Origin of the sequence: Sinomonas humi (assembly GCF_000802235.1) — a bacterium.
Classification (GTDB): domain Bacteria; phylum Actinomycetota; class Actinomycetes; order Actinomycetales; family Micrococcaceae; genus Sinomonas; species Sinomonas humi.
In genome coordinates this window covers 1-2983 of the sequence record NZ_JTDL01000102.1, presented here as the reverse complement: position 1 = coordinate 2983, position 2983 = coordinate 1, and the positions used below count along the sequence as shown (strand labels likewise).

The 2983-nt window shown below is 73.0% G+C and carries 2 protein-coding genes and 1 pseudogene; 2 read left to right on the top strand and 1 reads right to left on the bottom strand.

Going from position 1 to position 2983, the window contains the following annotated elements:
* Window positions 1-140 precede the first annotated feature (140 nt).
* On the top strand, window positions 141-1493 hold the full coding sequence (locus tag LK10_RS09505; protein ID WP_043122883.1) for an MBL fold metallo-hydrolase: 1353 nt from the start codon (window positions 141-143) through the stop codon (window positions 1491-1493).
* Window positions 1494-1627: 134 nt separating this feature from the next.
* Window positions 1628-2620, top strand: a pseudogene (locus LK10_RS22595) (HoxN/HupN/NixA family nickel/cobalt transporter); the annotation flags it as partial.
* A 135-nt stretch (window positions 2621-2755) separates the two neighbouring features.
* Here LK10_RS22595 and LK10_RS22270 read toward each other — a convergent pair.
* On the bottom strand, window positions 2756-2983 hold a 228-nt coding region (locus LK10_RS22270; RefSeq protein ID WP_231567705.1), incomplete at its 5' end, for a metal-sensitive transcriptional regulator.

Genomic DNA, 2983 nt, shown 5'->3' with positions numbered 1-2983 from the left:
GTAGGGCACCTCGCCCGCCGCCAGTGGGAGGGCTGGGCCTACATCCGGATCTGAGGCGGCGGCCGACTTGCCGGACCGATACCCCCGGGGGGTATCTTTGGGAGTGGAAGCATGACCGCAGAGCATCCTGGAGGAACACGATGGACGTCATCGTCATCGATACCCCGCAGCTGGGAGACCGCAGCTACCTCGTCCACGACGGCCGCGCCGGGCTCGTGATCGACGCGCAGCGCGACATCGACCGCGTCGAGGCCGCAGCCCAGGAGGCCGGGGTCGAGGTCACGCACGTCGCCGAGACCCACATGCACAACGACTACCTCACCGGCGGCCTGGTCTACGCCCGCAAGCACGGCGCCGTCTACCTGGTCAACGCCGCGGACGAGGTCGCCTTCGAGCGCACGCCGATCGCGGACGGGGAGACCGTCAGGGTCGGCGAGCTGACGGTCAAGGCCGTCGCGACGCCCGGCCACACCCACAGCCACCTCTCCTACGTCGTCGAGCACGACGGCCGGCAGGCCGTCTTCTCCGGCGGGAGCGTGCTCTACGGCTCGGTCGGCCGGACGGACCTGGTAGCCCCCGGGCACACCGTCGGGCTCACCCACGACCAGTACGCCTCCGCGCGCCGCCTCGCCGAGGAGGCAGCCGCGGACGCGGCGCTGTACCCGACGCACGGCTTCGGCTCCTTCTGCTCCTCCGGCCCGGCCACCGGGGCCGGCGGCTCCACCCTCGGCGAGCAGTTCACGGCCAACCACGTCTACACGGACGCGGACGAGGAGCACTTCGTCACCGAGCTCATCGCCAACCTCACCGCCTACCCGAGCTACTACGTGCACATGAGCCCCGGCAACATGGCGGGGCCGGGCGAACCCGACCTGGACGTGCCCGAGTCCCTGGACCCGGCGGAGCTGCGCGCCCGCCTCGAGACCGGCGAATGGGTGGTCGACCTGCGCAACCGCGTCGCCTACTCCTCCGAGCACCTCAGGGGCACGGTGAGCTTCGAGTACGGAAACGGCAACAGCTTCAGCACCTATCTCGGCTGGCTGTTCCCCTACGGGAAGAAGCTCACCCTCGTCGGCTCCCGCGCCGACGTCGAGAATGCCATCCGCGACCTCTCCCGCATCGGCATCGACTCTCCCGATGCCGCCCTCGGCGAGGACCCGCGAGAGCTCGCTCCCGATGCCGCCATCTCCTCGTACCCGCGCGTCACCTGGGAGGGCATGGCCGCGCAGCGCCAGCCCGGCGAGGCCATCCTCGACGTCCGCCGCGCGGACGAGCACAGGGCCTCCCGGATCGAGGGAGCCGTGAACATCCCGCTCCACGAGCTCCTGAACCGCCTCGACGAGGTCCCGGGCGGCCGCCTCTGGGTCCACTGCGGCTCCGGCTACCGCTCCGGCGTCGCCGCGAGCCTGCTCGAGCGCGCCGGCCACGACGTCGTCCAGATCGACGACGCGTTCGACCGCGCCGCCGAAGCCGGCCTCCCGATCGCGGCCTGAACCCCCACAGACCGGCTGGCGGGCCCGTCCCCCCTCGCGCCCGCCAGCCTCCCCGGGCCAGCCGTGCCATCCCCTGCCCTGCTGCGGCCGGCCTTCCGACACCTACCCCCACTACCGCGACGAGAGGAGCGCCCATGGCCTCCCGGACCCCCGCCGCACGGGGCGAGCGCCGAACCCTCACCGGCATGGGCCTGGCCGTCCTGACCCTGCACCTGGCCGCGTGGGGGCTCCTGGCAATGCTCGTCCTTCCCGCCCTCCGGGGCGGCGGGGCGAGCCCGGCGATCCTGGCCGGGCTTGCGGTGAGCGCCTACGCACTCGGCGTCCGGCACGCGTTCGACGCCGACCACATCGCCGCGATCGACAACGCCACCCGGCGCCTCGTCGCCACGGGCCGGAGGTCGGTCTCGGTCGGATTCTGGTTCGCACTGGGCCATTCGACCGTCGTCCTCGGGGCCGTCGCCCTCGTCCTGGCCGGCGTCGATGCCTTCTCCCACAGGCTCGCGGACGAAGGCTCGGCCCTGCGGCAGGGCGCCTCGCTGTGGGGCTCGGCGGTCTCGGGCGTGTTCCTGCTGCTGGCAGGGGCCCTCAACCTCCCGTCCCTGCGGGGAATGGGCTCGGTCCTGGCCAGGGCGCGCGGCGGAGCCCTCGACACGGCAGACCTCGAGCGGCGCCTCGACTCCCGGGGGGTCCTCTTCCGGGCCCTGGGGCCGCTGGCGCGCCTGGTCGATGCCCCGTGGAAGATGTACCCGACCGGGTTCCTGTTCGGCCTCGGCCTCGACACCGCGGCCTCGGTCGGCCTCCTCGCGGCCGGGGCGCTGAGCCCCGGGATGCCGCCATTGGCGGCCCTGGCCCTGCCGCTGCTGTTCACCGCTGGCATGACGCTCTCCGACAGCGCCGACGGCGTGGCCATGAACCGGATCTACCGGTGGGCCTCAGGCGACGCGCGGCGCAAGGCAGCCTACAGCCTCGCCGTCACAGCCGTCTCGGTCGCGGTCGCGTTCCTGGTCGGCGCGGTCGGCCTGGCCTCGGCCGCCGCCCAGCTGTTCGGGGTCCGCAGCGGCCCGCTCGCCGCGCTGGCCGGATTCGATACCGGCCTCATCGGCGTGGTGCTCGTGGCAGTGTCCGCGGCCTTCGGGCTCTACGCCCTCGCCCGCAGCCCGCGCCGGGCAGCCGCCCCCGCGCTGGGAGCGGAACGGGGCCGGACGCTCAGGCCAGGGACAGGAACAGCTTCTCGAGCTGCTTCCGGTCCCGGGGCCGGACGCTCAGGCCAGGGACAGGAACAGCTTCTCGAGCTGCTTCCGGTCCACCTCGTCGCTCCCCGCGCGGAAGCATTCCTCAAGGCCGGACGAGATGATCGCGAAGCCCGCCCGGTCGATCGCCTTCGAGACCGCGGAGAGCTGGGTGACCACCGCGGTGCAGTCCTTGCCCTCCTCGATCATCCTGACCACGGCGGCCAGCTGGCCCTGCGCTCGGCGCAGACGGTTCAGCAC